General features: G+C 56.3%; 22 protein-coding genes. 11 read left to right on the forward strand and 11 right to left on the reverse strand.

The genetic code is table 11. From position 1 onward, the window contains the following. The first annotated feature begins 39 nt into the window (after positions 1–39). Genes pstC through phoU form a run of 4 tightly spaced genes read left to right on the forward strand, consistent with a single transcriptional unit; the run spans position 40 to position 3,462 of the window. On the forward strand, positions 40–999 hold the full coding sequence (gene pstC / locus IM295_RS15630) for a phosphate ABC transporter permease PstC (protein ID WP_028014924.1): 960 nt from the start codon (positions 40–42) through the stop codon (positions 997–999). Continuing rightward, entirely contained in the window at positions 999–1,889 is an 891-nt protein-coding gene (gene pstA, locus IM295_RS15635) for a phosphate ABC transporter permease PstA (protein WP_014881893.1), read from the forward strand. The genes pstC and pstA overlap by 1 nt, the downstream gene beginning before the upstream one ends. A gap of 47 nt (positions 1,890–1,936) precedes the next feature. Next, a complete protein-coding gene (gene pstB, locus IM295_RS15640; protein ID WP_010426574.1) occupies positions 1,937–2,710 on the forward strand; it encodes a phosphate ABC transporter ATP-binding protein PstB in 774 nt (257 codons plus the stop codon). Between the two features lie 26 nt (positions 2,711–2,736). Next, entirely contained in the window at positions 2,737–3,462 is a 726-nt protein-coding gene (phoU, locus tag IM295_RS15645) for a phosphate signaling complex protein PhoU (RefSeq protein WP_003861153.1), read from the forward strand. Positions 3,463–3,506: 44 nt separating this feature from the next. Here the strand turns inward: phoU and yieH are convergent, their stop codons facing one another. Further along, entirely contained in the window at positions 3,507–4,172 is a 666-nt protein-coding gene (yieH, locus tag IM295_RS15650) for a 6-phosphogluconate phosphatase (RefSeq protein WP_126327367.1), read from the reverse strand. 165 nt (positions 4,173–4,337) lie between these two features. Here yieH and adeP point away from each other — a divergent pair, with 165 nt between their 5' ends. After that, the gene (adeP, locus tag IM295_RS15655) at positions 4,338–5,675 is read left to right on the forward strand and encodes an adenine permease AdeP (protein ID WP_028014926.1); all 1,338 of its coding nucleotides are present in this window, start codon (positions 4,338–4,340) and stop codon (positions 5,673–5,675) included. A gap of 91 nt (positions 5,676–5,766) precedes the next feature. Here the strand turns inward: adeP and IM295_RS15660 are convergent, their stop codons facing one another. The 9 genes from IM295_RS15660 to rpmH form a co-directional block, all read right to left on the reverse strand. Then, positions 5,767–6,333 (reverse strand): NADPH-dependent FMN reductase, encoded by a 567-nt coding sequence (locus IM295_RS15660; RefSeq protein ID WP_193066918.1) that lies wholly within the window; start codon positions 6,331–6,333, stop codon positions 5,767–5,769. A gap of 36 nt (positions 6,334–6,369) precedes the next feature. Continuing rightward, positions 6,370–7,116, reverse strand: coding sequence for a 4'-phosphopantetheinyl transferase superfamily protein (locus IM295_RS15665; protein ID WP_047366738.1), 747 nt, complete (start codon positions 7,114–7,116; stop codon positions 6,370–6,372). Between the two features lie 122 nt (positions 7,117–7,238). Then, positions 7,239–8,210 carry an HTH-type transcriptional regulator YidZ gene (gene yidZ / locus IM295_RS15670; RefSeq protein ID WP_028014928.1) on the reverse strand — a complete coding sequence of 324 codons (972 nt, stop codon included), beginning with the start codon at positions 8,208–8,210 and terminating at the stop codon, positions 7,239–7,241. Then, positions 8,179–9,354, reverse strand: coding sequence for an MFS transporter (locus IM295_RS15675; protein WP_193066919.1), 1,176 nt, complete (start codon positions 9,352–9,354; stop codon positions 8,179–8,181). Before IM295_RS15675 ends, yidZ begins: the two co-directional genes overlap by 32 nt. Positions 9,355–9,465: 111 nt before the next feature. Next, positions 9,466–10,830: a tRNA uridine-5-carboxymethylaminomethyl(34) synthesis GTPase MnmE gene (gene mnmE / locus IM295_RS15680; protein ID WP_193066920.1), complete on the reverse strand. Its 1,365-nt coding sequence runs from the start codon at positions 10,828–10,830 to the stop codon at positions 9,466–9,468. Between the two features lie 72 nt (positions 10,831–10,902). Continuing rightward, positions 10,903–12,546, reverse strand: a complete 1,644-nt coding sequence (gene yidC, locus IM295_RS15685; protein WP_028014931.1) for a membrane protein insertase YidC — start codon at positions 12,544–12,546, stop codon at positions 10,903–10,905. A gap of 2 nt (positions 12,547–12,548) precedes the next feature. After that, complete coding sequence (gene yidD, locus IM295_RS15690) at positions 12,549–12,806, reverse strand: membrane protein insertion efficiency factor YidD (RefSeq protein ID WP_001307474.1); 258 nt, start codon at positions 12,804–12,806, stop codon at positions 12,549–12,551. Continuing rightward, complete coding sequence (gene rnpA / locus IM295_RS15695) at positions 12,770–13,129, reverse strand: ribonuclease P protein component (RefSeq protein ID WP_014072458.1); 360 nt, start codon at positions 13,127–13,129, stop codon at positions 12,770–12,772. The genes yidD and rnpA overlap by 37 nt, the downstream gene beginning before the upstream one ends. A gap of 16 nt (positions 13,130–13,145) precedes the next feature. Further along, a complete protein-coding gene (gene rpmH, locus IM295_RS15700; RefSeq protein ID WP_000831330.1) occupies positions 13,146–13,286 on the reverse strand; it encodes a 50S ribosomal protein L34 in 141 nt (46 codons plus the stop codon). A gap of 599 nt (positions 13,287–13,885) precedes the next feature. On the opposite strand from rpmH, the gene dnaA reads away from it, so the two are divergent. From dnaA to gyrB, 4 genes are read left to right on the forward strand one after another with little or no spacing between them, the layout of a single operon-like run. Then, positions 13,886–15,280: a chromosomal replication initiator protein DnaA gene (gene dnaA, locus IM295_RS15705; RefSeq protein WP_032644944.1), complete on the forward strand. Its 1,395-nt coding sequence runs from the start codon at positions 13,886–13,888 to the stop codon at positions 15,278–15,280. A 4-nt stretch (positions 15,281–15,284) separates the two neighbouring features. After that, the gene (gene dnaN, locus IM295_RS15710; RefSeq protein WP_008500170.1) at positions 15,285–16,385 is read left to right on the forward strand and encodes a DNA polymerase III subunit beta; all 1,101 of its coding nucleotides are present in this window, start codon (positions 15,285–15,287) and stop codon (positions 16,383–16,385) included. Then, a complete protein-coding gene (gene recF / locus IM295_RS15715; RefSeq protein ID WP_045260850.1) occupies positions 16,385–17,458 on the forward strand; it encodes a DNA replication/repair protein RecF in 1,074 nt (357 codons plus the stop codon). The genes dnaN and recF overlap by 1 nt, the downstream gene beginning before the upstream one ends. 28 nt (positions 17,459–17,486) lie before the next feature. Next, on the forward strand, positions 17,487–19,898 hold the full coding sequence (gene gyrB, locus IM295_RS15720; RefSeq protein WP_048961458.1) for a DNA topoisomerase (ATP-hydrolyzing) subunit B: 2,412 nt from the start codon (positions 17,487–17,489) through the stop codon (positions 19,896–19,898). 34 nt (positions 19,899–19,932) lie between these two features. Here gyrB and IM295_RS15725 read toward each other — a convergent pair whose 3' ends face one another. After that, complete coding sequence (locus IM295_RS15725) at positions 19,933–20,868, reverse strand: LysR family transcriptional regulator (RefSeq protein ID WP_193066921.1); 936 nt, start codon at positions 20,866–20,868, stop codon at positions 19,933–19,935. A gap of 109 nt (positions 20,869–20,977) precedes the next feature. Here IM295_RS15725 and IM295_RS15730 point away from each other — a divergent pair, with 109 nt between their 5' ends. Then, complete coding sequence (locus tag IM295_RS15730) at positions 20,978–22,003, forward strand: NAD(P)-dependent alcohol dehydrogenase (RefSeq protein WP_193066922.1); 1,026 nt, start codon at positions 20,978–20,980, stop codon at positions 22,001–22,003. Between the two features lie 115 nt (positions 22,004–22,118). Continuing rightward, positions 22,119–22,931: a sugar-phosphatase gene (gene yidA, locus IM295_RS15735; RefSeq protein WP_028014937.1), complete on the forward strand. Its 813-nt coding sequence runs from the start codon at positions 22,119–22,121 to the stop codon at positions 22,929–22,931. The last annotated feature ends 200 nt before the right edge of the window (positions 22,932–23,131 follow it).

Consider the following 23,131-nt stretch of genomic DNA (forward strand, 5'->3'; position numbering starts at 1 on the left):
CCGCCGATTTCGTAAACGCGTTTAACAGAAGAGTGATTTATGGCTGCAACCAAGCCTGCATTTAACCCTCCGGGTAAAAAAGGTGACATGATTTTCGGCGCGCTGGTCAAACTGGCTGCGCTGATTGTGCTATTGCTGCTGGGCGGCATTATCGTGTCTCTGATTTTCTCCTCCTGGCCGAGCATTCAGAAATTCGGTTTCTCCTTCCTGTGGACCAAAGAGTGGGACGCGCCGAACGATATCTACGGTGCGCTGGTGCCGATTTACGGTACGCTGGTGACCTCGTTCATCGCCCTGCTGATTGCTGTTCCGGTAAGCTTCGGTATTGCGCTGTTCCTGACGGAACTGGCGCCGGGCTGGCTGCGTCGCCCGCTGGGTATTGCCATCGAACTGCTGGCGGCCATCCCAAGTATCGTATACGGCATGTGGGGCCTGTTTATCTTTGCGCCGCTGTTTGCCACGTATTTCCAGGAGCCGGTAGGTAATGTTCTCTCCGCCGTTCCGTTTGTGGGAGCCCTGTTCTCTGGCCCGGCATTCGGTATCGGTATTCTGGCGGCAGGTGTGATCCTCGCCATCATGATTATTCCGTACATTGCGGCGGTAATGCGCGATGTCTTCGAACAAACCCCGGTGATGATGAAAGAGTCGGCCTACGGCATCGGCTGTACCACCTGGGAAGTTATCTGGCGCATTGTCCTTCCGTTCACCAAAAATGGGGTGATCGGCGGCGTAATGCTGGGCTTAGGTCGCGCGCTGGGTGAAACTATGGCGGTCACCTTTATCATCGGTAACACCTACCAGCTCGACAGCGCTTCACTCTATATGCCGGGTAACAGTATTACCTCCGCGCTGGCAAACGAATTTGCCGAAGCGGAATCCGGGCTTCACGTCGCAGCGCTGATGGAACTGGGTCTGATTCTGTTCGTTATCACCTTCATTGTTTTGGCGATTTCCAAGCTGATGATCCTGCGTCTCGCGAAAAATGAGGGGGCACGCTGATGGCAACTCTCGAAATGCAAAGCACCGCTCAGCTTGCCGAATCCCGCCGCAAAATGCAGGCGAAGCGTCGTTTTAAAAACCGCATTGCGCTGACGCTTTCCATGGCAACGATGGCATTCGGCCTGTTCTGGCTGATCTGGATCCTGATGTCCACCATCACCCGTGGTATTGATGGAATGTCTCTGGCGCTGTTCACCGAGATGACGCCGCCGCCAAATACGGCGGGTGGTGGTCTGGCGAACGCCCTGGCGGGCAGCGGCCTGCTGATCCTGTGGGCGACCGTTTTCGGTACGCCGCTGGGCATCATGGCCGGCATCTACCTGGCCGAGTACGGGCGTAAATCCTGGCTGGCAGAGGTGATTCGCTTCATTAACGACATCCTGCTTTCCGCTCCGTCGATTGTCGTGGGCCTGTTTGTTTACACCATCGTAGTCGCGCAAATGGAACACTTCTCCGGCTGGGCGGGTGTCATTGCGCTGGCGCTGCTGCAGGTGCCTATCGTCATTCGTACCACCGAAAACATGCTGAAACTGGTGCCGGATAGCCTGCGTGAAGCCGCTTACGCGCTGGGTACGCCGAAATGGAAAATGATTTCTGCGATCACCCTCAAAGCGTCGGTCTCCGGGATCATGACCGGTATCCTGCTGGCTATCGCCCGTATTGCCGGTGAAACGGCACCGCTGCTGTTTACTGCCCTCTCCAACCAGTTCTGGAGCACGGACATGATGCAGCCGATCGCCAACCTGCCGGTGACGATCTTTAAATTTGCGATGAGCCCATTCGCGGAATGGCAGCAGCTGGCCTGGGCCGGGGTGCTGATCATCACCCTTTGCGTACTGTTGCTGAACATTCTGGCGCGCGTCATTTTCGCGAAGAAGAAACACGGTTAATTTTTTACGGCGCGGCAGCTCGCGGCGTCGAATGAGGAAATGAGTCAATGAGTATGGTTGATACTGCCCCGGGTAAGATTCAGGTTCGTGATTTGAACTTCTACTACGGCAAATTCCATGCCCTGAAGAACATCAACCTGGATATCGCGAAGAACCAGGTCACGGCATTCATCGGTCCGTCTGGCTGTGGCAAGTCCACGCTGCTGCGTACCTTTAACAAAATGTATTCGCTCTATCCGGAGCAGCGCGCTGAAGGTGAAATTATCCTGGATGGCGAAAATATTCTGACCCAGGCCCAGGATATCGCCCTGCTGCGCGCTAAAGTGGGGATGGTCTTCCAGAAACCGACGCCGTTCCCGATGTCCATCTATGACAACATCGCGTTTGGCGTTCGCCTGTTTGAGAAGCTCTCCCGTGCGGACATGGACGAGCGCGTGCAGTGGGCATTGACCAAGGCCGCATTATGGAACGAAACCAAAGATAAACTTCATCAGAGCGGGTACTCTCTCTCCGGTGGTCAACAGCAGCGTCTGTGCATTGCGCGCGGTATCGCCATTCGCCCGGAAGTCTTGCTGCTGGATGAGCCGTGCTCAGCGCTGGACCCGATTTCAACCGGTCGTATTGAAGAGCTGATCACCGAGCTGAAGCAGGATTACACCGTGGTTATCGTGACCCACAACATGCAGCAGGCTGCGCGTTGCTCAGATCACACGGCGTTTATGTACCTGGGCGAGTTGATTGAGTTCAGCGATACGGACGCGCTGTTCACCCGGCCCGCGAAGAAACAAACCGAAGATTATATTACTGGCCGCTACGGTTGATTTGCCTTAGTGCATGTGGAGAAACCATGGACAACCTCAATCTTAATAAACACATTTCAGGCCAGTTCAACGCAGAGCTGGAAAGTATTCGCACGCAGGTGATGACCATGGGTGGCATGGTTGAGCAGCAGCTTTCTGATGCGATTACGGCAATGCATAACCAGGACAGCGAGCTGGCGAAGCGCGTCATCGAAGGCGACCATAACGTCAACATGATGGAAGTGGCGATCGATGAAGCCTGCGTGCGTATTATCGCCAAGCGTCAGCCGACCGCGAGCGACCTGCGTCTGGTAATGGCGATCATTAAAACCATCGCCGAGCTGGAACGTATTGGTGACGTGGCGGATAAAATCTGCCGCACCGCGCTGGAGAAGTTTTCCCAGCAGCATCAGCCGCTGCTGGTGAGCCTGGAGTCGCTGGGCCGCCACACTGTGCAGATGCTGCACGACGTGCTGGATGCCTTTGCGCGTATGGATCTGGATGAAGCGGTGCGTATCTACCGTGAAGACAAGAAAGTCGACCAGGAGTATGAAGGCATTGTGCGTCAGCTGATGACCTACATGATGGAAGATTCCCGTACCATCCCTAGCGTGCTGACGGCCCTGTTCTGCGCGCGCTCTATCGAGCGTATCGGCGACCGCTGCCAGAACATTTGCGAATATATTTTCTACTTCGTGAAGGGTCAGGACTTCCGTCACGTGGGCGGCGACGAGCTGGACAAGCTGCTGGCGGGTAAAGATCCGAAAGAGTGATGTTTGTGGCGGGTGGCGCTGGCGCTTACCCGCCCTACGTTAGCTTAACGCGTAATATCCCACCCGCGTGCCTTCCACAACTCTGGCAATTGCGCCAGATCGGTAAAGGTCGTCACTTTTGGATGATCGATCGGCTTGTTGTGCGGATCGGCACAGAAGTAAAACACCTCCATCCCCGCATCAATCCCCGACTGGGCGCCCGCAGGCGAGTCATCCACCAGAATGCAGTTCTCCACGTTGACGTTCATCGCTTTCGCCGCGTGGAACATCAGGGCCGGATCGGGCTTCCAGCGCTGGATATCGTAGCCGCTGAACAGTTTTTCCGGAAAGTGGTGCAGCATTTCAAGCTTGCCCAGTGAATGCTGCATTTTGCTGACCGGACCGTTGGAAACTACGCAGATTGGCACCGTCATCGCATCCAGCAGCGCGTTAGCCCCGGCAATAACTTCCAGTTCTGAGTCGAAGAGGCGTGCGACCTCGGCGCGGTACACCGGTTCCAGATCCGCTTTCGCCAGATTGACACCGTGCTCTTCGTTAATGATGTCGATGATCTCGTACAGCTTCACGCCCTTAAAGCGTTTGAACACCTCTTCGAGATCGAGCGTAATGCCAAATTCCTGGAACATGGCGACATACGCGCGGGAACAAATGACCTCACTGTCGACCAGCGTACCGTCACAGTCGAAAAATACCGCTTCAATTCCGGACATGCCCTTCCCTTTTAACAAGTTTAACGTTTACGTACGACAGATTTACGAGACGCAATCGTTGCCGTATAAGCATAATCAATGAAAAAAGTATCCCGTAACCGCCACTATTGTCGCATTTTGGTATAGGATAGCGACGAATTTTCCCTCCTTGTTCGGAAATTGATGATGAGTCAACAACACACAACCCAGACATCTGGTCAGGGTCTGCTTGAGCGCGTATTCAAACTGCGCGAGCACGGCACAACGGCACGCACCGAAGTGATCGCCGGTTTCACCACCTTCCTGACGATGGTCTATATCGTTTTTGTAAACCCGCAAATTCTGGGCGTCGCTGGCATGGACACCAGCGCCGTCTTTGTTACCACCTGTCTGATCGCGGCTCTTGGCAGCATCCTGATGGGCGTTTTCGCTAACCTGCCCGTGGCGCTGGCCCCGGCGATGGGCCTGAATGCGTTCTTCGCGTTCGTGGTGGTTCAGGCGATGGGCCTGCCGTGGCAGGTTGGTATGGGCGCTATCTTCTGGGGTGCGGTCGGCCTGCTGCTGCTGACCATCTTCCGCGTCCGCTACTGGATGATTGCCAATATCCCGGTGAGCCTGCGCGTGGGTATCACCAGCGGTATCGGTCTGTTCATCGGTATGATGGGGCTGAAAAACGCCGGTGTGATCGTGGCGAACCCGGAAACGCTGGTGAGCATCGGTAACCTGACCTCGCACAGCGTGCTGCTGGGCGTGCTGGGCTTCTTCATCATCGCGATCCTGGCGTCGCGCAACATCCACGCTGCGGTGCTGGTCTCTATCATCGTGACCACGCTGCTGGGCTGGATGCTGGGTGACGTGCATTACAGCGGTATTGTCTCTGCGCCGCCGAGCGTCTCTACCGTGATTGGTCACGTTGACCTGGCGGGTTCCCTGAATCTGGGCCTGGCGGGCGTGATCTTCTCCTTCATGCTGGTCAACCTGTTTGACTCCTCCGGTACGCTGATTGGCGTGACGGACAAAGCGGGTCTGGCTGACGAGAAAGGCAAATTCCCGCGCATGAAGCAGGCGCTGTATGTGGACAGCATCTCGTCCGTGGCGGGTTCTTTCATCGGCACCTCGTCTGTTACCGCTTACATTGAATCCTCTTCCGGCGTCTCCGTGGGGGGCCGCACCGGCCTGACGGCGGTGGTGGTGGGTATCCTGTTCCTGCTGGTGATCTTCCTCTCTCCGCTGGCGGGTATGGTTCCACCGTATGCGGCTGCCGGCGCGCTGATTTACGTGGGCGTGCTGATGACCTCGAGCCTGGCGCGCGTGAAGTGGGAAGATTTAACCGAAGCGGTGCCGGCCTTTATTACCGCCGTGATGATGCCGTTCAGCTTCTCGATCACCGAAGGTATCGCGCTGGGCTTTATCTCTTACTGCGTAATGAAGATCGGTACCGGCCGCTTCCGCGAACTCAGCCCGTGCGTGATTATCGTTGCGCTGCTGTTTGTGTTGAAGATTGTGTTTATTGACGCGCACTAAGGTGCGGTTTGTGGTGTCAGGTGGCGCTTCGCTTACCTGACCTACAGACGAGTGTAGGCCCGGTAAGCGCTAGCGCCACCGGGCTTTTTTATCAGGCTTTAACCCGCTTAATATAATCCCCAAACGCGGTCAGCTGGCCAGAGAGATGGTCACGCGTGCTCTGATCCACCACTTCACCCGTCTGCGGGTCGACCTTGTTTTGAATCACACCGCCCATAAATTCCGGCTTGTTCATCACCATCGCATCCAGGAACACCAGGATCTGACGCAGGTGATACTGGCAGCGTGCGCCACCAATCGCGCCCATTGAGCTGGTCTGGATCAGCACCGGTTTGCCAGACAGCGGCTGCTCCGGTAAACGGGATAACCAGTCAATGGCGTTCTTCAGGCCACCCGGAACCGAGTAGTTATACTCCGGCGTGACAATGACCACACCGTCGGCCTGGCGGATCTGCTCGGCTATCGCCTCCACGCTCTGCGGGAACCCCTCTTCCTGCTGGACATCTGCATCATACAGCGGGATATCGCCAATAGATGGCAGGGCGCTAATTTCCATACCTGCCGGGGCCAGCTGCGGCAGCGTGCGGGCAACCATTCCGTTAAATGAATCTTTGCGCAGGCTTCCCAGTAACGTAACTACTTTCAACGTATCAGACATGATTACTCCTGTTTCATCATGATGACCCTGATTGGATCAGCTATGGGTAAATGCTTTTTCTGCCGGTAAACTGGTTAAACGCATCAGGCGTGCGGCGGGCTCGTTGGCGCGCTCGGGCACATCCGGAAGGCTACTCCATCCCTCTTTACTGTCAAATTCCCAAATCTTTAGCCGTTCGATGGCTGGGCTAACTGCAACAGACCATATCAACACATCTTCTGCATCGCTGAGCGCCTCTACAAGCGTAGCTTTAGCGGCACGCAGGCGTCCGGAGCCGGGCAACAATTGCAACAGGCTGGCGTCGTCTGAAGCGCATCCGCAGAGTTTGCGAATACTCTGGCGCAGGGTGATGAGCTGGGCTCTGGCCTCGACGGAGTCGTTCTGGTTGCGTACCCACAGCTTCTCATTACTGGAGAGCGGGTAGTCGTCGTGCGGGCTTGCGCCGTGGAAGCTCCGCGTCGCACGCTGAAGCTCCATATCCAGCCCGCAATCCCCTTCGGTGGTCAGCGCCACGCCAATGATATTGCCCGTATAGGCAATGGAAAAACGGGGGAGTTCCGGGTCAGCAAAGACCGGGCGGCCTTCTGGTTGCGTGACGATCTCCGGGAGTTCGCTGGTGCCGTACAGCATAAACAGCAGTTCTGCGAGAAGTGCTCTCGAGGCTAAAAACCGCGTCCTGCGGTGTTCGGGGAGTTTGAGCGCCTCACTGTGACAGGCTGAAGAGAGTCTGGCCGATACGAGACGTCCTTCTGTAAGTATCCCTCTTGCAAAGTGCGTTGCCATTTTTCGCTCCTTGATAATGGTCGTAATCGGTTAAACGGTTACATGATTATCGCTTAACTTGACTCCTGTTTTAATCAGTAAATCGGAGTAAGAGAAGCCTGAAGGCCGAACTTTACATTTTCTTAGGCAAAAATTGGATCGCTGCCACCGTACAATGCCTTGATGGTCTCCCGCAGCCAGAGGATTTTCGGATTATGGCTGTTCCGTTTATGCCAGATCAGCGTGAAGGGAACGGTCAGCTTTTCAGCCTGCGCTTCGTCAATGGGAATAGGAAGCGCGATCAGCTTCCGCTGGTGGAGTTCATTGTAGTGGCGACAGTAGTGGGGAGCCGTGGCGATATAGTTATGGCCGGGCTGCGCCGCCATAAACATCGACTGCTCAAAGCCCGGCAAACACATGGCAATGTTTCTCTCCCGCCCCATCTCTTTTAGCACCTCATCCAGCGCCCAGGTGTCGCTCCGTTCCCAGAAGATACTGATATGGGGATAGCGCAGGAAGGTCTCCAGATTCCACTCCTCCTGCAGAGCGGGGTGGTCCTCACGCAAATAGACGTATGGACGGTCGCTAAACAGGATTTCGTAGTCGATAAACCACGGCATCAGCTTCAGCAGTTCACGCGAGCGCGGGTGGGTTTCGCGACCGGTGAAGCCAACGTCCACTTCCCCGCGCGTAATGGCGTCCAGCGAGTCGTAATCCCAGTGACGCATCTTCACCGTCGCCTGCGGATAACGCTGGTTCACCTGCTCAAGCAGGGCGTTAAAGCGGATGAGCATCAGCGGCGTTTCGGCGGCCAGCACAAACGTCAGCCCGCCTGGCGAATCATGGTGAGATTTATCGAGGATCTGGTTGCCGATCTGCATCCAGTCGGCCAAATCCTGCTCCAGGCTGACCGTCAGCGGCGTAGGCAGCAGCCCTAACGGCGTTTTGACAAACAGCGGGTCGTCAAACCAGTCGCGCAGCCTGGCCAGCGATTTACTCACCGCCGACGGCGTCACGTTCATCCGCTTTGCGGCTTTGGTGACGCTGCGCTCCTGCAGCAAAAGCTGCAGGCAAAGCAACAGGTTAAGATCGAGACTGCTGATGGGCTTCTTCATACTGTGCCGCGGGCTGGATGACCATAAGTAAGGTGATGCAGACTATGCTACAGCCAATCAGAATCCCGATCAGCATATTGAGCGCGTTAAGTCCGATGACCGCCGCCAGCCATATCCACAGAGACGAACCGCAGACCTGCGCGATCCCCAGGACCGAGCTTGCCACGCCTGCCCGCAGCGAGAACGGGCCGAGCGCCTGACTCATCGCCACGCCAAAGCCAACCGAGAACCCGGCACAGATGAGGGTAATGCCCGCCAGCATCAGCGCATGCGAACTGGTGGTTGCCAGAACCACACCTGCGGCGAGAAACAGTACCTGCGAGGTCAGCATCAGCGTGCGCTGGCGGAAGATATTCAGCGCAAACGGGGTGGAGAAAGATACTGCCATACTGACCATAGCGGTTAATGCCATCACCGTTGAATACTCACCGCGATCGAAACCCATGGTCTCCATCAGCAACACCGGGGAAACGTTTACATACGTCAGGATCACCGCCACGCTTAACGTGGTTACGGCCAGACGGCTGAGGAAAAAGCGATTGAGAAGTTTCTCTGCCGGATGAATGGTCGCGGTATGGCCGGTGTTCTGCGAGCCCGGGTGGGTCTCTTTCAGTACGGCGATCGACAGCATAAAGACCAGGGCGCCCATTGCAGCCATGGTCCAGAACAGGCTCTGCCACGGGAATTTCAGCATGATCAGATAGCCTACAACCGGTGCCAGGACCGGAATGATGCAGGTTATCCCGTTCAGCATGGAGAGCACTTTAGCACGGCGCTGGGCGCTTAAGGTGTCGCGCAAAATAGCAAACGCCACCACGTAACAGCCGCCGGCACCAATGCCCTGGATGAACCTTCCTGCCAGGAACAAGGAGCTGTTCTGTGCCTGTGAGCAGAGAAGAGAGGCCAGGACAAAGATGATGGCTCCGGTAATTGCGACGGGCTGACGGCCAGCCTTATCCGCGATCTTCCCGGCAAAGACCATCGACGACGCCATTCCTGCGAGGTAGGCCGAAAACGCGATATGCAGCTGCGCTTCGCTGGCACCCAGATCGCGGGCGATGTGCGGTAATCCCACCAGATACATATCAATACCCGACGGATAAAGCAGAACTAATGCGAAACTACAAAACAGAAAACGCGCCATAAACCCCCCATAAATGCAGGCATGCAGAATAGGGGGTGAAAAGGGTTTAGGCGAGTTGCCATTTGGACAATGGTGATTTCCTGAGAGGAAATCACCATCAATTAGCGGAAACTATTTACCGATACAGAAGCTCGAAAAGATCCGTCCCAGCAGATCGTCCGACGTAAACTCCCCGGTGATCTCGCTTAGATTCTGCTGCGCCAGACGCAGCTCTTCCGCCAGCAGTTCACCCGCCCACGCACCAATCAGCTGCGCTTTGCCCTGGTCAAGATGGCGTGCCGCCTCTTCCAGCGCCTGCAGGTGACGGCGACGCGCCAGGAAGCCACCTTCCATGCTGGTGTCAAAGCCCATGCTCTGCTTGAGATGATTACGCAGGTCGTCCACGCCTTCACCCGTCCGCGCCGACAGGCGAATAAGTGAGTGACCATTCACATCGGTGATGCCCAGCGTTTCGCCGGTCACGTCTGCCTTGTTGCGCACTACGGTGATTGGCAGTTTGGCCGGCAGACGGGCGATAAAGTCCGGCCAGATCTCCGCTGGGTCAACGGCGTCGGTCGTGGTGCCGTCCACCATAAACAGCACGCGGTCGGCCTGCTCAATCTCCTGCCAGGCGCGCTCGATACCGATGCGCTCAACCTCGTCGCTGGCATCGCGCAGACCCGCGGTATCGATAATGTGCAGCGGCATCCCGTCGATGTGGATATGCTCGCGCAGCACGTCGCGGGTGGTCCCGGCTATGTCGGTGACGATCGCCGCTTCACGGCCCGCCAGGGCGTTCAGCAGGCTCGATTTCCCGGCGTTAGGGCGACCAGCAATGACGACCTTCATCCCTTCACGCAGCAGGCTGCCCTGACGCGCTTCGGCGCGGACGGCATCCAGATCGCTCATCACCTGGTTCAGCTGTGCTTCGATTTTACCGTCAGAGAGGAAGTCGATTTCCTCGTCCGGGAAGTCGATAGCCGCTTCGACATAGATTCGCAGGTGAGTAAGTGCTTCCACAAGGTGATTCACACGCGCGGAGAATGCCCCCTGCAGCGAGTTAAGGGCGGAGCGGGCCGCCTGTTCAGAACTGGCATCGATCAGGTCAGCAATAGCCTCCGCCTGCGCCAGGTCGAGCTTGTCGTTGAGGAAGGCACGTTCGGAGAACTCGCCCGGCTTCGCAATGCGCAGGCCCGGCAGGGTCAGGATACGTTTTAACAGCAGGTCGAGGATAACCGGGCCGCCGTGGCCCTGAAGTTCCAGCACGTCTTCTCCGGTAAAGGAGTTCGGGCCGGGGAACCACAGCGCAATGCCCTGGTCCAGCGGCGTGCCGTCGGCATCTTTAAACGGCAGGTAATCAGCGTAGCGCGGCTTTGGCAGTTTACCCAGCACCGCTTCGGCCACCTCGCGCGCCTTCAGGCCGGAGATACGCAGAATGCCTACACCACCGCGTCCCGGTGGGGTTGCCTGGGCGACGATAGTGTCGTTATGGCTCATGGTTGGTCTCGTTCAATACAAATAAAAAAGGCGGTCAATCGACCGCCCTTATTTTAGCGTTATCTTACCGAATCAGGACTTTTTCTTTTCGCGGCTATGCAGGCCACGTTTTTCCAGACCACGGTAAATCAGCTGCTGCTGGATGATGGTCACCAGGTTGCTGACGATATAGTACAGCACCAGACCTGACGGGAACCACAGGAAGAACACGGTGAAGATGACCGGCATAAAGGTCATGATCTTCTGCTGCATCGGGTCGGTCACGGTGGTTGGCGACATCTTCTGGATGAAGAACATCGTCACGCCCATCAGGATCGGCAGGATGTAGTACGGGTCCTGTGCGGACAGGTCATGGATCCACAGGGCGAACGGCGCGTGGCGCAGCTCAACGGAACCCATCAGCATGTAGTACAACGCAAGGAAGATTGGCATCTGAATCAGCAGCGGGAAGCAACCACCCAGTGGGTTCACTTTCTCTGCCTTATACAGGGCCATCATTTCCTGGCTCTGACGCTGTTTATCATCGCCCAGACGCTCACGCATCGCCTGAATCTTCGGCTGCAGCATGCGCATCTTCGCCATGGAGGTGTACTGCGCTTTGGTCAGCGGGTACATGATGCCACGAACGATGAAGGTGATAACGATGATGGAGAAGCCCCAGTTACCCAGGAAGCTGTGGATGAACTTCAGCAGCTTAAACAGCGGCTGAGAGATGAACCACAACCAGCCGTAATCAACGGTCAGATCCAGGTGAGGCGCGACGGCAGCCATTTTGTCCTGAATTTCCGGGCCGACCCACAGGGTGCTTGCCAGCTTACCGGTTTGACCCGGCTGAACCAGAACAGGCTGTGATTTGTAGCCGATGGCTGCAATACCGTTGCCCAGGTTCGCGGTGTAGAAGTTATTCGTACCGTCGTTATTCGGGATCCACGCGGTCGCGAAATACTGCTGCAGCATGGCCACCCAACCGCCTTTGGAGCTGACGTTCAGGTTTTCGTTATCGGCAATGGTGTCGAATTTGTATTTCTCGTACTTCGCGTCAGGCGTGGAGTACGCCGCGCCACGGAAGGTATGCAGCGCAAAGTTGCTGCTTCCGGTGTCACGGTGTGACGGCAGATTGATGGACTGCTTCAGCTGACCGAAGGTAGACAGTTCCAGCGGTTTCGCACCGGCGTTCTGTACGCTGTAGCCCACGTTCACCGCATACTCACCGCGTTTCAGGGTGAAGGTTTTGGTGAAGGTGTTGCCTGCCGCGTCGGTGTAGGTCATCGGGATAACGAGTTCGTTCTGGCCATCAGCCAGTACAAAGGTGTCGTTCTCGACGTTATACAGTGGACGCGCACCGTTAGCCGGGTTGTCCGGGCCATCACGACCGGTCAGGCCGCTCTGCGCCTGATACAGGAACTCCGGTGTGGTTTCCAGTAACTGGAACGGTTCGTTAGACTTCAGCTCTTTCGGGTAGGTCAACAGCAGCGCCTGCTCAACATCACCACCACGGGTGTTGATAGTCAGCTCAAGCACATCGGTCTTAACCGTAATCTGTTTCCCCTGGCCACTGGCCGGTACGCCCTGGTCGGCGGCGCTACCCGCTGCGGTGGTCGTGGTCTGCGTGGTCTGTTGCTGGGGTTGAGGATTTTTATCCTGCTCCCATGCCTGCCAGATCATGAAAGACACGAACAACAAAGCGATGATAAGAAGATTGCGTTGCGAATCCATCGTTAGTGTTCTCTGGTATCAAAAGGTCCTGGGGGGACGGGGTCGTCTCCACCGGGGTGTAAAGGGTGGCATTTTAATACGCGTTTCACCGTCAACCAACTGCCTTTTATCACTCCAAACCTGCGCAATGCCTCAATTCCGTAGCTTGAGCATGTTGGTGTGAAACGGCAGTGCGGCCCGAGTAGCGGACTAATCAGGCGTTGATAGACCCGAATGAGGGCTATCAGGACCCGTGAGCCAGGCGACAGTGGCGGCGCCATAATTTTTCCAACGCTTCCGAGAGAGCACGGTTATCGAGGTCGGCAACCCCCTTTTTAGCCACCACCACGAAATCCATAGAAGGCAGTTCGTGCTGACGTAAACGGAAGCTTTCACGCGTCAGACGTTTAATCCGGTTGCGTTCATGCGCACGCTTAACGTTTTTCTTAGCGACTGTGAGACCGATGCGGGGATGCCCCAGCGAATTTTGGCGGCCGAGGATGGTGATTTGCGGCGTGCCAGCCCGTTGTGGCTGCTGGAAGACGAAAGTGAAATGAGTGGGAGTTAACAAACGTAACTCCCTGGGAAATGCTAGCTTAACCACTCAGGGGTTAGCTTTATTACTTGGAAACGGTCAGACGAGCGCGGCCTTTAGCACGACGACGTGCCAGAACCTGACGACCATTTTTAGTAGCCATACGAGCACGGAAGCCGTGAGAACGGTTGCGCTTCAGTACAGACGGTTGAAAAGTGCGTTTCATGGCGATTTCTACCTAAACTTGAAAAAATTCATGACTTTTGCGGATGCCCGACCGAGTTTCGAATGACGGACGCCGAAGCCGTGGGTGATTAAAGAGGCCGGATTGTAATAATTGTACACTCCGGAGTCAATTCTCTTTCCTTATTTCCCGCGTATTTCCGCACGATTTCGCGTGGAAAATGAGCAACGGACGACGCAGGAAGATGAGCATCACGCGCCGGGTCGAGGATTATACGGCCTCGCCAACAAAGCGCAAGGATCGTCCCGGATCTTCGTTAGATCATTTAAGCAATAAATTGTCGCTGCTCATTAAATTTTCCAATATGCGGGCTAAATCGCGGGGCACTCGCGCCAGGATCGTTTACACTTACCCGGTTTCGGATCTTCCTGTGGATAAATCGGGAAGAATCTGTGAGAAACAGAAGATCTCTGGCTCAGTTTACGCTATGATCCGCGGTCCCGATCGGGATCCCAGGATCCTGGTCAGGATAAATTGCAGATAGCAATTCGCACGTCCCCCTTTACACAGGGTCATGTCGATGTGCGCCAACAATCATGAATATTCAATAGTTTTCTTTTATTGTTCGAGTGGAGTCCGCCGTGTCACTTTCGCTTTGGCAGCAGTGTCTTGCCCGATTGCAGGATGAGTTACCAGCCACAGAATTCAGTATGTGGATCCGCCCGTTGCAGGCGGAGCTGAGCGATAACACGCTGGCTTTGTATGCGCCAAACCGTTTTGTGCTCGATTGGGTAAGAGACAAGTACCTTAATAACATCAATGGCCTGCTGAACGATTTTTGCGGGTCAGATGTCCCACAGCTGCGTTTTGAAGTGGGCACAAAGCCGGTCACCCAAACCGTTCGTGAAACCGTAAATGTAGCCGCGCCCGCTCAGGCTGTTCCGGCTCCGGCGCCTCGCGTTGCACCCGCTCGTCAGGGCTGGGATAACGTCCCTGCCCCCGCAGAGCCAACCTACCGCTCTAACGTTAACGTGAAACACACGTTCGATAACTTCGTTGAAGGTAAGTCGAACCAGCTGGCGCGCGCGGCAGCCCGTCAGGTTGCCGATAACCCCGGCGGTGCTTACAACCCGCTGTTCCTGTATGGCGGCACGGGTCTCGGTAAAACCCACCTGCTGCATGCGGTGGGTAACGGCATTATGGCGCGCAAGCCCAACGCGAAAGTGGTGTATATGCACTCCGAGCGCTTCGTTCAGGACATGGTAAAAGCCCTGCAAAACAATGCGATCGAAGAGTTTAAACGCTACTACCGTTCCGTTGACGCGCTGCTGATCGATGACATCCAGTTCTTTGCCAATAAAGAACGATCGCAGGAAGAATTTTTCCACACCTTCAACGCCCTGCTGGAAGGCAATCAGCAGATCATTTTGACCTCGGATCGTTATCCTAAAGAGATCAACGGTGTTGAAGATCGTCTCAAATCCCGCTTCGGCTGGGGCCTCACCGTGGCGATCGAGCCACCGGAGCTGGAAACCCGCGTCGCGATCCTGATGAAGAAAGCCGATGAGAACGACATACGCCTGCCGGGTGAAGTGGCGTTCTTCATCGCCAAGCGCCTGCGCTCCAACGTGCGTGAGCTGGAAGGGGCGCTGAACCGCGTTATCGCCAATGCCAACTTCACCGGTCGTGCGATCACCATCGATTTTGTGCGTGAAGCGCTGCGCGATTTGTTGGCATTGCAGGAAAAACTGGTCACCATCGACAATATTCAAAAGACGGTGGCTGAGTACTACAAGATCAAAGTGGCAGATTTACTGTCTAAACGTCGTTCCCGCTCGGTGGCGCGTCCGCGTCAGATGGCGATGGCGCTGGCAAAGGAGTTAACCAACCACAGTCTGCCGGAAATCGGGGATGCGTTTGGTGGCCGTGACCATACGACCGTGCTGCACGCGTGTCGCAAGATTGAGCAGTTACGCGAAGAAAGCCACGACATAAAAGAAGATTTTTCCAATCTAATCAGAACATTATCATCGTGACGCTATGAAATTTACCGTTGAACGTGAACATTTATTAAAACCGCTGCAACAGGTGAGTGGCCCATTAGGCGGCCGCCCAACGCTGCCTATTCTCGGAAACCTGCTGCTTCAGGTCGCGGACGGTACGCTGTCGCTGACCGGTACAGATCTGGAAATGGAAATGATCGCGCGCGTTACGTTGACGCAGCCGCACGACGCGGGCGCGACCACGGTTCCGGCACGTAAATTCTTTGATATTTGCCGCGGGTTGCCGGAAGGCGCTGAAATCGCCGTGCAGCTGGAAGGCGACCGCATGCTGGTGCGCTCTGGCCGCAGCCGTTTCTCGCTCTCCACGCTGCCCGCTGCGGACTTCCCGAACCTGGACGACTGGCAGAGTGAAGTAGAATTCACTCTTCCGCAGGCGACGATGAAGCGTCTGATTGAAGCCACGCAGTTCTCCATGGCGCATCAGGACGTTCGTTACTACTTAAACGGCATGCTGTTCGAAACCGAAGGTGAAGAGCTGCGTACCGTGGCCACAGACGGCCACCGTCTGGCGGTCTGTTCCATGCCGATTGGCGACTCACTGCCGAACCATTCGGTGATCGTGCCGCGTAAAGGCGTGATTGAACTGATGCGTATGCTCGACGGCGGTGACACGCCGCTGCGGGTGCAGATTGGCAGCAATAACATCCGTGCCCACGTGGGCGATTTTGTCTTCACTTCGAAGCTGGTTGATGGCCGTTTCCCGGATTATCGCCGCGTATTGCCGAAGAACCCGGACAAAACGCTGGAAGCGGGCTGCGATAGCCTCAAGCAGGCGTTTGCCCGCGCGGCCATTCTCTCGAACGAGAAATTCCGCGGCGTACGCCTGTACGTGAGTGAAAACCAGATCAAAATCACCGCCAACAACCCGGAGCAGGAAGAGGCAGAAGAGATTCTGGACGTCACCTACGCCGGGGCTGAGATGGAAATCGGCTTCAACGTCAGCTACGTGCTGGATGTGCTCAATGCACTGAAATGCGAGAATGTGCGCATTCTGCTGACCGACTCCGTTTCGAGCGTACAGATTGAAGATGCGGCCAGCCAAAGCGCGGCTTATGTTGTCATGCCAATGAGACTGTAATGTCGCTCACCCGTCTGTTGATCCGCGACTTTCGCAATATCGAAAGCGCGGATCTCGCATTATCCCCCGGCTTTAACTTTCTGGTTGGCGCGAACGGCAGCGGCAAAACCAGCGTGCTGGAAGCCATCTATACGCTCGGCCACGGCCGGGCGTTTCGCAGTTTGCAGATTGGTCGCGTCATTCGCCACGAGCAGGAATCCTTTGTTCTGCACGGGCGTTTGCAGGGCGCAGAGCGGGAAACCGCCATCGGCCTGACCAAAGACAAGCAGGGCGATAGCAAGGTGCGCATCGACGGCACCGACGGCCATAAGGTGGCGGAGCTGGCGCTGCTGATGCCAATGCAGCTGATTACGCCCGAGGGGTTTACTTTACTCAACGGCGGCCCCAAATACAGAAGAGCGTTCCTCGACTGGGGATGCTTTCACAATGAAGCCGGTTTCTTTAACGCCTGGAGCAACCTGAAGCGTTTGCTTAAACAGCGTAACGCCGCGTTGCGCCAGGTCACGCGCTACGCCCAGCTGCGTCCGTGGGACATGGAACTCATCCCTCTTGCGGAACAGATAAGCCGCTGGCGTGCCGAATACAGCGCGGGTATCGCCGAAGATATGGCCGACACCTGCAAACAGTTTTTACCCGAGTTCTCTCTCACCTTCTCCTTCCAGCGTGGCTGGGAGAAAGAGACGGATTATGCCGAGGTGTTAGAGAGAAGCTTCGAGCGCGACCGGATGTTGACCTACACCGCGCACGGCCCGCACAAGGCGGATTTCCGCATTCGTGCCGACGGTGCGCCAGTGGAAGACACGCTGTCGCGCGGGCAGCTCAAGCTCCTGATGTGCGCGCTACGCCTGGCGCAGGGGGAGTTCCTCACCCGCGAGAGCGGACGACGCTGCCTGTACCTGATAGATGATTTTGCCTCGGAACTTGACGACGCGCGGCGCGGGCTGCTTGCCAGCCGCTTAAAAGCCACGCAGTCGCAGGTTTTCGTCAGCGCCATTAGCGCTGAACACGTTATGGACATGTCGGACGAAAATTCGAAGATGTTTACCGTGGAAAAGGGTAAAATAACGGATTAACCCAAGTTGAAATGAGCGAGAAACGTTGATGTCGAATTCTTATGACTCCTCCAGTATCAAAGTCCTGAAAGGGCTGGATGCGGTGCGTAAGCGCCCGGGTATGTATATCGGCGACACGGATGACGGCACCGGTCTGCACCACATGGTATTCGAGGTGGTAGATAACGCTATCGACGAAGCGCTCGCGGGTCACTGTAAAGACATCGTGGTCACCATCCATGCGGATAACTCTGTGTCCGTTACCGATGACGGCCGTGGCATCCCAACCGGTATTCACCCGGAAGAGGGCGTCTCTGCTGCGGAAGTGATCATGACCGTACTGCACGCAGGCGGTAAGTTCGACGATAACTCCTATAAGGTTTCCGGCGGCCTGCACGGCGTAGGCGTTTCCGTAGTAAACGCCCTGTCGCAAAAGCTGGAGCTGGTTATTCAGCGCGAAGGCAAAATTCACCGTCAGATCTATCAGCACGGCGTGCCTGAAGCCCCGCTGGCCGTTACCGGTGATACCGATAAAACCGGTACCATGGTGCGTTTCTGGCCGAGCCTTGAAACCTTCACCAACGTCACTGAATTCGAGTACGACATCCTGGCGAAGCGCCTGCGTGAACTGTCGTTCCTGAACTCCGGCGTCTCTATTCGCCTGCGCGACAAACGCGACAACAAAGAAGACCACTTCCACTACGAAGGCGGTATCAAGGCGTTTGTTGAGTATCTGAACAAGAACAAAACGCCAATTCACCCGAATATCTTCTATTTCTCCACCGAAAAAGACGGTATTGGCGTGGAAGTGGCGCTGCAGTGGAACGACGGTTTCCAGGAAAACATCTACTGCTTCACCAACAACATTCCACAGCGCGACGGCGGTACTCACCTTGCGGGCTTCCGCGCGGCGATGACCCGTACCCTGAACGCCTACATGGACAAAGAAGGCTACAGCAAAAAAGCGAAAGTCAGCGCCACCGGTGACGATGCCCGTGAAGGCCTGATTGCCGTGGTTTCCGTGAAGGTGCCGGATCCGAAGTTCTCCTCACAGACCAAAGACAAGCTGGTTTCTTCTGAGGTGAAATCTGCGGTTGAGCAGCAGATGAACGAACTGCTGAGCGAATACCTGCTGGAAAACCCGAACGATGCGAAAATCGTGGTGGGCAAAATTATCGATGCGGCACGTGCCCGTGAAGCGGCGCGTAAAGCCCGTGAAATGACCCGTCGTAAAGGCGCACTGGACCTGGCAGGCCTGCCGGGCAAGCTGGCTGACTGTCAGGAACGTGACCCGGCGCTGTCTGAACTGTACCTTGTGGAAGGGGACTCCGCGGGCGGTTCTGCGAAGCAGGGCCGTAACCGTAAGAACCAGGCGATCCTGCCGCTGAAGGGTAAAATCCTCAACGTTGAGAAAGCGCGCTTCGACAAGATGCTCTCTTCTCAGGAAGTGGCGACGCTCATCACCGCGCTCGGCTGCGGCATTGGCCGCGACGAGTACAACCCGGACAAGCTGCGCTATCACAGCATCATCATCATGACCGATGCGGACGTCGACGGCTCGCACATCCGTACGCTGCTGTTGACCTTCTTCTATCGTCAGATGCCTGAAATCGTTGAGCGCGGCCACGTCTACATTGCCCAGCCGCCGCTGTACAAGGTGAAGAAAGGCAAGCAGGAACAGTACATCAAAGATGACGACGCGATGGATCAATACCAAATCGCGATCGCCCTTGATGGCGCGACCCTGCACGCGAACTCCAGCGCGCCGGCACTGGCAGGCGAGCCGCTGGAGCGTCTGGTCTCCGAGTTCAACGCCACGCAGAAAATGATTGGCCGTATGGAACGCCGCTATCCAAAAGCGCTGCTGAAGGAGCTGGTCTATCAGCCAACCCTGACCGAAGCCGATCTGAGCAACGAGCAGGCCGTGACCCGCTGGGTGAATACCCTGGTGAGCGAGCTGAACGAGAAAGAGCAGCACGGCAGCCAGTGGAAGTTCGACGTTCAGCAGAATGCGGCACAGCAGTTTGAGCCGATTGTTCGCGTGCGTACTCACGGCGTCGACACCGACTACCCGCTGGAGCACGAATTCGTGACCGGCCCGGAATACCGCCGTATCTGCACCCTCGGCGAGAAGCTGCGCGGCCTGATCGAAGAAGATGCGTTTATCGAACGTGGCGAGCGTCGTCAGCCGGTAGCAAGCTTCGAGCAGGCGCTGGACTGGCTGGTGAAAGAATCCCGTCGCGGTCTGTCTATCCAGCGTTATAAAGGTCTGGGCGAAATGAACCCGGATCAGCTGTGGGAAACCACCATGGATCCGGAAAGCCGTCGCATGCTGCGCGTCACCGTTAAAGACGCGATTGCTGCGGATCAGCTGTTCACGACCCTAATGGGCGATGCGGTAGAACCACGTCGTGCGTTCATTGAAGAGAACGCACTGAAAGCGGCGAATATCGATATTTAACAGTCGCTATCCCGCATGAAAACTGGCCGCGCTTTTAGCGCGGCTTTTTTATGGGCGCAGGAATGTCCAGCGACATCGCCGCCGGTAAACGGCTCGCCAGCGCATCTATGGCCATTCTTACCCTCAGGGGCAGGTACGGCGTCTGTTGCCAGACGGCATGGACGTCAAAATGGACATCCGGCGCCTGCTTAAAGAGCGGGACAAGCTTTCCCTGATGAATTTCTTTGATGGCCATCCAGCAGGGGAGCCAGGCAATGCCGTGCCCGGTCACCGCCGCGTCGCAGATGGCCTGCAAATCATCCATATTGAGTGATGACCGCGGCGTAAACGTGCGCGGCGTTCCGTCGCTGTCCATAAGCTGCCAGGATAGCACGCGGCCTGCGCGCAGATAGTTAATGGCCGCGTGCCGGGATAAATCATCCACAGCGCCTGGATGACCTCTTTTTTGCAGATAGTCGGGCGAGGCGCACAGGACCATGCGGTGTTCTCCCAGCTTTCTGGCCACCAGCACGCTGCTGTCCTGCAGCGTGCCGTTACGTACCGCCATATCGAAGCCTTCCTCGACCAGATCCACCACGCGGTCGCTGAACGACATTTCAAGCTCAAGCCCAGGCTGTTCCTGCGCCAGTTCAATCAGCAGCGGCGCGACGCACTGCCGTCCAAACAGCACCGGCATGGCAACACGAAGCCGACCGTTGATCTGATGTTTCCCCGTTTCCAGCAGGGATTCCGCGCTCCTGATCTCCTCCAGCGCGCGCAGGCAGCGCTCGTAGAACAGGGCGCCGTTATCAGTGAGCCGCTGGCTGCGGGTGGTGCGCTGAAACAGCCGCACTCCCAGACGTTCCTCAAGTCGAGCAATGCTTTTACCCACCGCAGAGCGCGACAGGTGCAGGCGAACTGCGGCCTGCGCAAAGCTTCCTGCCTCCACGGCAGCGACAAAAACAGGAATATCTTTCAGCGTATCGGTCACGGTTTGTATCCATTCAGGCGTCAATGAAGAGAAAACTTATCGCCACTGGTGACGAGGAGTCAACGGTAGACTGTCATTACTGAAGCTTATCTGATGGCAGGAGGAAAAAATGACAGAGACAATGCAGCGCTGGTCAATGAACGCCCTCGGGCGCGAGAATCTCAAACTCATTCGTGAATCGGTTCCACAGCCAGGCCCGGGTGAGGTTCGCGTACGGGTAAATGCCGTTGCGCTCAACTATCGCGATAAAATGGTCATCGAAGGCACGATGCCGATTCCGCTTTCCTTCCCGTTCACCCCGGCGTCTGACATGGCGGGCGTCGTAGACAGCGTTGGTGAAGGCGTCACGCGTTTCCAGCCCGGTGCCCGCGTCATCTCAACCTTCTTCCCGGAGTGGATCGACGGCAAGCCGCAGGCAGACGCGCGTGATTTGCCCTACAAAACGTCCGGCGGCTATTTCCAGGGCATGCTGGCCGAATATGTGGTTGTAAAAGAAAACGCGCTGGTAGCCTCCCCGGAAAGCCTGGATGACGCAGAGGCCAGCACGTTACCCTGCGCAGGGCTTACCGCCTGGTTCGCGCTGGTGGAGCGGGGTCAGCTCCGCGCCGGGCAATCGGTGCTGGTACAGGGGACGGGCGGCGTGGCGATTTTCGCCCTGCAAATTGCAAAAGCGCACGGAGCGGAGGTGTTTGTCACCTCGGGGAGCGATGAAAAACTGGCGCTCGCCAAAACGCTGGGCGCCAGCCAGGGCATCAACCGCCTGAAGGGCGGCTGGGCTGAAGAGGCATTGGCGCTGACTCAGGATCGCGGCATCGACCATATTATCGAAACCGTAGGAGGGGAAAACCTGAAGCACTCCCTGCGTGCCGTTGCCGTTCACGGGCGTATCTCCGTCATTGGCGTGCTGGCCGGGACTGACATTTCGCTGCCTGCTGGTGAGCTGCTGCTGAAATCCCCCGTCATTCAGGGGATTGGCGTGGGACACCGCCGGGCGCTGGAGGATTTCGTCCGCGCTGTTGACGTCACGGGACTGAAGCCGGTGATTGAGCATCGCTACCGTTTTAACGAGCTTGAACAGGCCCTTGAACATCTGGATCGCGGCGCATTCGGTAAAATTGTTCTCACCCGCGAGTAAGTCGTCGTTCCCCGGGTTAAGCGTAAAAGGGGTGTTTCTGTTGCGCAATGTAGCTCTATTTTTGTGTGCTTAATCGCGTTAGCATGAGGCAGCACTCATTTATCCCGGGGAACTCATGGCTATCAAACTCATTGCAATCGATATGGACGGCACGCTGCTGCTGCCAGACCACACTATCTCTCCTGCCGTTAAAAACGCGATCGCCGCCGCACGAGCGAAGGGCGTGAATGTGGTTCTGACCACGGGGCGTCCGTATGCGGGCGTACACAGCTACCTGAAAGAGCTGCACATGAATCAGCCGGGCGATTACTGCATCACCTATAACGGCGCGCTGGTGCAGAAAGCCGCAGACGGCAGCACGGTTGCGCAAACTGCGCTGAGCTATGATGACTACCTGTTCCTCGAAAAACTGTCCCGTGAAGTGGGCTCCCACTTCCACGCGCTCGATCGCAATACGCTCTACACCGCCAACCGCGATATCAGCTACTACACGGTGCATGAATCCTACGTTGCGACCATTCCGCTGGTGTTCTGTGAAGCCGAGAAAATGGATCCGGCGACGCAGTTCCTGAAGGTGATGATGATCGACGAGCCGGAGATCCTGGATAAAGCCATCGCGCGCATTCCGGCGGAGGTAAAAGAGAAGTACACCGTGCTGAAAAGTGCGCCGTACTTCCTCGAAATCCTCGATAAACGCGTCAATAAGGGCACCGGCGTGAAATCGCTTGCTGATGCGTTAGGGATTAAGCAGGAAGAAATCATGGCGCTCGGCGACCAGGAAAACGACATCGCGATGATTGAATTCGCGGGCGTTGGCGTGGCAATGGATAACGCCATTCCGTCGGTGAAAGAGGTGGCTAATTTCGTCACCAAATCCAACCTCGAAGACGGCGTTGCCTACGCGATCGAGAAGTTTGTGCTGCAGTAACGCTTATTTTTAATCATCAGCCCCGGTTATCAACCGGGGCTTTTTTTTGCCCTGTATTTATCGAATTGTTCTTTTTGTGATCTTGATTGTAGTACAACATTAACTGATTGTACTACATTGTCACCACGGAAAAGACGAATGGCCTCACGTTTGTACTGCAAAAGTGAGGCGAAATTCAGCGGTCGCGGTAAAGTAGTGAT

It is taken from the genome of Enterobacter cloacae complex sp. P14RS (genome assembly GCF_014895895.1).
In the GTDB taxonomy this organism is placed as follows: domain Bacteria; phylum Pseudomonadota; class Gammaproteobacteria; order Enterobacterales; family Enterobacteriaceae; genus Enterobacter; species Enterobacter bugandensis.

What these genes read in the sequence shown, in the direction of transcription:
- pstC (WP_028014924.1), top strand. Translation starts at nt 40, where the DNA reads ATGGCTGCAACCAAGCCTGCATTTAACCCTCCGGGTAAAAAAGGTGAC.
- pstA (WP_014881893.1), top strand. Translation starts at nt 999, where the DNA reads ATGGCAACTCTCGAAATGCAAAGCACCGCTCAGCTTGCCGAATCCCGC.
- pstB (WP_010426574.1), top strand. Translation starts at nt 1,937, where the DNA reads ATGAGTATGGTTGATACTGCCCCGGGTAAGATTCAGGTTCGTGATTTG.
- phoU (WP_003861153.1), top strand. Translation starts at nt 2,737, where the DNA reads ATGGACAACCTCAATCTTAATAAACACATTTCAGGCCAGTTCAACGCA.
- yieH (WP_126327367.1), bottom strand. Translation starts at nt 4,172, where the DNA reads ATGTCCGGAATTGAAGCGGTATTTTTCGACTGTGACGGTACGCTGGTC.
- adeP (WP_028014926.1), top strand. Translation starts at nt 4,338, where the DNA reads ATGAGTCAACAACACACAACCCAGACATCTGGTCAGGGTCTGCTTGAG.
- IM295_RS15660 (WP_193066918.1), bottom strand. Translation starts at nt 6,333, where the DNA reads ATGTCTGATACGTTGAAAGTAGTTACGTTACTGGGAAGCCTGCGCAAA.
- IM295_RS15665 (WP_047366738.1), bottom strand. Translation starts at nt 7,116, where the DNA reads ATGGCAACGCACTTTGCAAGAGGGATACTTACAGAAGGACGTCTCGTA.
- yidZ (WP_028014928.1), bottom strand. Translation starts at nt 8,210, where the DNA reads ATGAAGAAGCCCATCAGCAGTCTCGATCTTAACCTGTTGCTTTGCCTG.
- IM295_RS15675 (WP_193066919.1), bottom strand. Translation starts at nt 9,354, where the DNA reads ATGGCGCGTTTTCTGTTTTGTAGTTTCGCATTAGTTCTGCTTTATCCG.
- mnmE (WP_193066920.1), bottom strand. Translation starts at nt 10,830, where the DNA reads ATGAGCCATAACGACACTATCGTCGCCCAGGCAACCCCACCGGGACGC.
- yidC (WP_028014931.1), bottom strand. Translation starts at nt 12,546, where the DNA reads ATGGATTCGCAACGCAATCTTCTTATCATCGCTTTGTTGTTCGTGTCT.
- yidD (WP_001307474.1), bottom strand. Translation starts at nt 12,806, where the DNA reads ATGGCGCCGCCACTGTCGCCTGGCTCACGGGTCCTGATAGCCCTCATT.
- rpmH (WP_000831330.1), bottom strand. Translation starts at nt 13,286, where the DNA reads ATGAAACGCACTTTTCAACCGTCTGTACTGAAGCGCAACCGTTCTCAC.
- dnaN (WP_008500170.1), top strand. Translation starts at nt 15,285, where the DNA reads ATGAAATTTACCGTTGAACGTGAACATTTATTAAAACCGCTGCAACAG.
- recF (WP_045260850.1), top strand. Translation starts at nt 16,385, where the DNA reads ATGTCGCTCACCCGTCTGTTGATCCGCGACTTTCGCAATATCGAAAGC.
- gyrB (WP_048961458.1), top strand. Translation starts at nt 17,487, where the DNA reads ATGTCGAATTCTTATGACTCCTCCAGTATCAAAGTCCTGAAAGGGCTG.
- IM295_RS15730 (WP_193066922.1), top strand. Translation starts at nt 20,978, where the DNA reads ATGACAGAGACAATGCAGCGCTGGTCAATGAACGCCCTCGGGCGCGAG.
- yidA (WP_028014937.1), top strand. Translation starts at nt 22,119, where the DNA reads ATGGCTATCAAACTCATTGCAATCGATATGGACGGCACGCTGCTGCTG.